General features: G+C 42.9%; 7 protein-coding genes and 1 riboswitch. Of the genes, 1 reads left to right on the forward strand and 6 read right to left on the reverse strand.

The window, feature by feature from the left end; all coding sequences use genetic code 11:
• Positions 1 to 19: 19 nt before the first annotated feature.
• The 5 genes from G5B11_RS11835 to G5B11_RS11855 form a co-directional block, all read right to left on the reverse strand.
• Positions 20 to 295, reverse strand: coding sequence for a BMC domain-containing protein (locus G5B11_RS11835; protein WP_158420039.1), 276 nt, complete (start codon positions 293 to 295; stop codon positions 20 to 22).
• Between the two features lie 95 nt (positions 296 to 390).
• On the reverse strand, positions 391 to 705 hold the full coding sequence (locus G5B11_RS11840) for a BMC domain-containing protein (RefSeq protein WP_158420038.1): 315 nt from the start codon (positions 703 to 705) through the stop codon (positions 391 to 393).
• 24 nt (positions 706 to 729) lie between these two features.
• Positions 730 to 1,953 carry a zinc-binding dehydrogenase gene (locus G5B11_RS11845; RefSeq protein ID WP_173728342.1) on the reverse strand — a complete coding sequence of 408 codons (1,224 nt, stop codon included), beginning with the start codon at positions 1,951 to 1,953 and terminating at the stop codon, positions 730 to 732.
• Between the two features lie 17 nt (positions 1,954 to 1,970).
• On the reverse strand, positions 1,971 to 3,359 hold the full coding sequence (locus G5B11_RS11850) for an aldehyde dehydrogenase family protein (protein ID WP_158420036.1): 1,389 nt from the start codon (positions 3,357 to 3,359) through the stop codon (positions 1,971 to 1,973).
• Between the two features lie 22 nt (positions 3,360 to 3,381).
• Positions 3,382 to 4,188 (reverse strand): class II aldolase/adducin family protein, encoded by an 807-nt coding sequence (locus G5B11_RS11855; protein WP_173728344.1) that lies wholly within the window; start codon positions 4,186 to 4,188, stop codon positions 3,382 to 3,384.
• Positions 4,189 to 4,428: 240 nt separating this feature from the next.
• Between G5B11_RS11855 and G5B11_RS11860 the strand changes: the two genes are divergently transcribed.
• Positions 4,429 to 5,142: a phosphatase gene (locus G5B11_RS11860; RefSeq protein ID WP_173728346.1), complete on the forward strand. Its 714-nt coding sequence runs from the start codon at positions 4,429 to 4,431 to the stop codon at positions 5,140 to 5,142.
• Between the two features lie 213 nt (positions 5,143 to 5,355).
• Here the strand turns inward: G5B11_RS11860 and G5B11_RS11865 are convergent, their stop codons facing one another.
• Positions 5,356 to 5,664 (reverse strand): cysteine-rich small domain-containing protein, encoded by a 309-nt coding sequence (locus G5B11_RS11865; RefSeq protein WP_173728348.1) that lies wholly within the window; start codon positions 5,662 to 5,664, stop codon positions 5,356 to 5,358.
• A gap of 241 nt (positions 5,665 to 5,905) precedes the next feature.
• A riboswitch (cobalamin riboswitch) is annotated at positions 5,906 to 6,096 on the reverse strand.
• Between the last annotated feature and the right edge of the window lie 146 nt (positions 6,097 to 6,242).

Genomic DNA, 6,242 nt, shown 5'->3' on the forward strand with positions numbered 1-6,242 from the left:
CTTAATTACCTGATTCTTTTCAGATGGTAGGAAGGATCTTTTCTACATCATTGTGCGGTCTTGGGATCACATGTGTAGCAACCAGTTCTCCAAGACGGGATGCTGCTGCGCTTCCGCTCTCTACTGCAGCCTTAACAGCTCCTACATCTCCACGAACCATAACTGTTACCAGTCCGGATCCAATCTTCTCTGTTCCGATCAGAGATACCTCTGCTGCTTTGGTCATTGCATCTGCTGCTTCGATTGCTGCTGTAAGTCCTCTGGTTTCAACCATTCCTAAAGCTTCCTGTGCCATTTTTTAATCCTCCTGAATTATCTAAGTAAACTGTATTGTTATCGTCTGTTGCTTCTGTCTTGTATTGTATAGTATCTTTTTTATTTCTGCAATGTCTATTGCCTATCCAGGGCACTAATCTTTAACATTTTTTCTGTACCGGTATCCGGATTTGGAATCACATAATGCTGAACCACACCGGTCATGCTTTTTGCAACTTTCATACCTGCTTCTACAGCTGCTGTCACATCCGATACGCTGCCCCGATATTTAATGCAGACAAGAAGTGGTACTGGCAGGCTGTCCGCATTGGCAGGTTTGTTCTTATCAAAAACCTCCAGATGGACATTTGCTGCCTTACAACCGGCATCGGCTGCCACGAAAGCCGTTGTCAATCCGAACACCTCTAAAATTCCTACAGCTTCTGCCATCTCTTCTCTCCTTTATCCCGCCGGTTATTTATTAATGATCGCAATCTTCAGTCCTGTCATTGCAAGATTGGTCTTATGCGCTTCGTTGATCTCTTCCAGGGGGAATCTGTCTGTGATCAGATCTGACATTGGAAGACCGATGCCTTTTGCCCTCTTCAGGAAATCAAATGTAGTTGCATAATCTCTCAGTGTATATACCCAGGAACCAACTGTTGTGATCTCTTTGGAGCAAATATCAAAATGAGGATTAATGGTAGCATCTCCTCCATTAATGAAGAATCCCAGCTCGCATAAGCCACCGCCGTTGCGGATAAACTTATAAATATTGGAATGTGCTACCGGGGATCCTGTACACTGGAAAGCAAAATCAGCAAGATGTCCACCGAATGCATCTTTTACTGCACCTGCAAGTGCCTCAATACCCTTGTGGTCTTTAAAGTTTACAGTCATGCTTGCGCCCATTCTCTTGGCAAAATCAAGACGTTTCTGTTCTCCATCTACTGCACAGATATTTTCAATACCCATGGTGCGAAGTACTGCGATACAGATCAGACCGATAGGGCCGCATCCCTGTACAACAACTCTGCTGTTAAACCGAAGGATGCCTGTTGTCTTCGCTCTTTCTACTGCGTGCACCAAAACTGCACTTGGCTCGATCAGAATACGGGAATCCAAATCCAGATCGCTTACATTAAAGAACGTAGATCCGAAGCTGCCGCCTCTGATATAGATATAATCAGAAAACCATCCATTCAGATGAATATCATCGTCAGGAAGCAGTCCATAAACATCTGCGCCGCCTACATTCTTCTTATTCAGATCATACATTGTAATGTCAGGATCATCTTTAAAAATCATACAGGTAACAACCTTATCACCGATCTTAACAGGTTTTCCGGCTGTATCTGTCTTTACATTCTTACCCATGGCAACGATCTCACCAGTTCCTTCATGTCCCAGTGCAACCGGGATCAGGCTGAACGGATCTCTTTTAAACTCATGAGCATCTGTACCACAAATACCACATCCTTCTACCTTTACAAGGATGTCATCATCTCCAACAGGAGGAATCGGGAACTCCTTAATATCGTAATGCTCAAGTGCTGTCAACATAGCAACCCTTGCTGTTTTCGGAATGCTGCCTGTTGAAGGTGCAGGTGCTGCTTTGGAAGGAGCAGAGGCATTTCCTGACATTCCTGCAAGTACCTGTTTTACTATTTCTTCAATATTTACATTATTCATATCCATTATCTACCATCCTCCTGTCAGCGAATGCAAAGGCTGTCTGCCATTACACAACGTCTTCTCTTTGTAAAGGTGCTTGCGCTTGTAAGACCCTCGCCTGTACGGCTGGCAATGGTAAAGGTACAATAGCCTTCTCCGCCAAAGCCAAGAGCAGCATAAGACGGTGCATTCTTTACAAGAATTGCTGTATCGATTGCTTTCGCATACTTGGTAATGTTATCAATATTTTTAGAATGAATGTGAGCAGAGTGACGATTGCCATGTTCAAGCCATACAGCCTGTTCTACTGCATCATCAAAATCTTTTGCTCTTACTACACCAAGAATCGGCATCATAAGCTCTGTGGTGATCAGAGGATGCTCCTTTGGTCCTTCAAATACAATACACCGGATGTTTGCAGGTACATTTACACCAATCATGGAAAGTAATGTTCTGGCATCACGTCCCACACATTTACGATTCAGCTTGCCGCCTGCAAGTACAACCTCTGTAAGTTTATCCTGTTCTTCTTTAGAAGCAAGATAACAGTCATTCTCTGTCACAAGGTAATGCATCAGTTCATCTACGATGGAAGAAACTGCAACGATCTCCTTCTCTGCAATGCAGGGAAGATTGTTATCAAATGTACAGCCATTCACAATATCCTGTGCAGCCTTGCGCACATCTGCGGTCTCATCCACCAGTGCCGGAGGATTGCCGGCACCTGCACCGATCCCTCTTTTACCGGAAGAAAGAACTGCTGTTACAACACCAGGACCTCCAGTGGCTGCGATCAACGGAATGTCCTTGTGCTTCATCATGATCTCACTTGTATCCAGTGTTGGTTTTTCTACGGTTACAGCTATATTATCAGGCCCGCCTGCTTCCAGAGAGGCCTCATTTAAAAGATTGATTGCATAAATCGATGTTTTGATTGCTGCCGGATGAGGGTTAAATACAACTGTATTTCCACCTGCCAGCATGCCTATTGTATTGCAGAGAATTGTTTCACTTGGGTTGGTACAAGGAGTAATCGCACCGATCACACCAAAAGGTCCCATCTCAATAAGTGTCAGCCCTCTGTCCCCGGACCATGCAGTTGTGCTGATATCCTCTGTACCCGGTGTTTTATCTGCAACCAGATGATGTTTCAGGATCTTATCTCCTACATTTCCCATTCCGGTTTCATCCACACCCATTCGTGCAAGAATTTCTGCATTTTCCTTTGTTTTCCTGCGGATGCAGGTAATAATCTTCTCTCTCTGGTCCATTGACATTGCACGAACGATCTTCTGTGCTTTTTTTGCAGCTTCGATCGCTTCGTTCATATCTTTAAAAACGCCATGTTTTCCGGACGGAGCATCTGCAATCTGCATTTTTGCCATTACTTCCTGTACAATATCCTGTACCATGCTTTCGCTGATTGGCATGAGATTGTCCTCCTAACTTTTCTTACATTCCCAGCTGTTTCATTACCTGTTTAGTGATCTGTGCTACCAGATCTGCATCTCCTGCTACGTCTTTCTTCGCTTCAGAAGAACCACATCCACCACCGCAGTTATGGCAGTTTACGCCATCTTTGTTCAGGCACAGATTTGCAGGATGTTTGCCCGGAAGGCCCATTTTTCTTCTGATCTCATAAAGCTTCTGAACAGTTTCTTTATCAAATTCCTTTGGTCCGCCCAGCATCTTGGACTGGTACAGAAGCTGTGCATAAAACTCAACAGATTCCATCTTCATGTATGCAGCAAGAAGGTCTGTTGACCAGGTAAGTGCGCCATGGCTCTCAAGAAGAACTGCATCATAATATGGAAGATATTTCTCAAGTCTATCCGGAATCTCATTGGTAGATGGAGTACCATACTCAGCAATCGGAACACATCCTAATGCGATAACTGCCTCTGGCATAATCGGCTGTGTAAGAGGAATACCTGCAATTGCAAAAGATGTTGCATATACAGGATGTGCATGTACAACAGATCCTACATCCGGTCTTTTCTGATATACTCTCATGTGCATCTTGATCTCAGAAGAAGGACGGAATCCCGGATTTGCCTGGATCACATCTCCCTTAGCATCTACCTTACAGATATACTCCGGAGTCATAAATCCTTTGGATACACCAGTAGGTGTGCAGAGAAATTCATTGTCATTCAGTTTTACGGAAATGTTACCATCGTTTGCTGCTACCATGTTACGGTTGTAGATACGTTTTCCGATTTCACAAATCTGTTTTTTGATCTCATATTCGTTTACCATGCTTTTTTATCCTCCTTAAGCATATATAGCGTTTCCTGCTCCCTTTTTCGCAGTAACATTTTGTTTCTATTGTGATTCTACCTCATTCCACACAATAAGTCAAGGTATATCTGTTGTTTTATGTTGTTTTTAAAGGTTTTATTATGTTGTTTTTATTGTTTTTTCAGGAAATCACCTGTTTTTTTCATTGACAAAGCTTTTCACGCTGTGTCATACTGGTAGCAAAGGAGTTGTTTAATTATGTTTTTATCAGATATACACACTCATTCTATTGCCAGTGGCCATGGCACCTCCTGTACCATTACCCAAATGGCAAAAGCAGCTTCATGCAAAGGACTTTCTCTTTTAGGGATCACAGACCATGGTCCTTCTACTATAGGCGCAGGTACTGTTTCTTATTTTCGCAGCCTGTCCGCAGCCCCCAGGAAGCGTTTTGGCATTCAGCTGCTTTTAGGTGCAGAGGTTAATATCCTGGATGAACAAGGCCGGATCGACCTTCCAGCAGATGTCCTTTCAGGCCTTGATTATGCGATTGCCAGTATGCATGTCCAGAACCTTCGTCCCGCAGACAGACAGAGCAATACACTTGCACTGTTAAATGTGATGCAGCATCCCTGTGTAAAGGTTCTCGGCCATATTGATAATACTCAATATGATCTTGATTATGAAGCCGTGATCCGGTCTGCCGCACATAGCCAGGTTCTTATGGAGATCAACGAGGCATCTCTTGCGCCTTATGGATACCGTGGCGATACCAGGCCTAATTGCCGCAGGATTTTAGAACTGTGTCTCCAATATCAGGTTCCTGTGCTCCTTTCCAGTGACAGTCATGGGATCTCTCACATCGGTGATTTTACTTATGGGGAAACTTTTGCAAAAGACTGTAATTTTCCACCGGATCTGATCCTTAATAACCAGATTCCCAGACTGCTTTCCTTCCTTATGAAAAGATAGGTTTTTATATAACAGGAGCATTAGATGGGTATTTCCATTACATTTTTTTACTTTATTGGAACATTACGGCATAATTTCCTATAAAAAAAGCTGCTGTATGGATTCTCCTTTCAGAGATTTTCCGTACAACAGCTTTTCTTATTTATATCTTTATTACTCTTATCTTTGTTATTCTTGTCACTGTTATTCTTGTTTTTATTACTCTTGCCTTTATTATTCCTTTTTATCATTAGCTTTCACGCTTCTGATCTCATCCATCAGTTTTGCAAGTTCCTGATACTTACCGGTTACGTAACCATAATTTCTGCGCTTATGAGGCAGTAAACACCCTGTACAATCTTTCAGGCCTTTTTCCGTATATTTAAAATTCCCTCCGCACTTATCTCCCAGGGCATATAATGGACAATAACAAAACAGGCAATTAAAATCCTGTGGGTCTGCACCTTTGTGGCACGGAAAAAACTCACATTCTTTATGACTGAAAAAGGAATATTCTTTGCCTTCCCAATATTCACCGGCCATTCCATCCGCCTCCTGTTTTTCTTGTAAAAAAGAGGGAGCGATGCTACTTCGGGGTAGAAAATGAACCGTTCATAAATACGCGGAGGGAACGGACATCCGAAGTAGTATCGCCTGCCATTTAATCGGTATAATTCTCATGAACAGGCGCATTCCATAAAAAATGTCTGCTACCATTAAAGAGCAGACAACACTAAGGGGCTGCGGATTCCCCGAAGTTGGTTGTTACACTTTACACGGAAGTTTAACCTCGCCATACTAAGCAGGTTTCCTGACTTCAGGATCATCGCTTCCTCTCCCCTTCTCATGCATCAGCACAATGGGATATTGAGATTGGCTTCCCTGTTACAGTGACCGGATCGCTCAGGACTTTCACCTGATTCCCTCTTCTGTCATCTTCTAGAAATGATCAGCACTTAATATGTTCAATATGGAATTATACTGGTATCATAATACCCTTTTACTATATATTTGTCAATGTTTATTTTTCCATACAAGTTTCCAAAGCGCCCCTCCGGAATTTACGCGGGAGTTTGACAGTTGAATATAAGAAAAAATGCTTGCAGGCCTTATGGTACCTG

It is taken from the genome of Blautia glucerasea, from assembly GCF_013304385.1.
GTDB classification, from domain to species: domain Bacteria; phylum Bacillota; class Clostridia; order Lachnospirales; family Lachnospiraceae; genus Blautia_A; species Blautia_A ammoniilytica.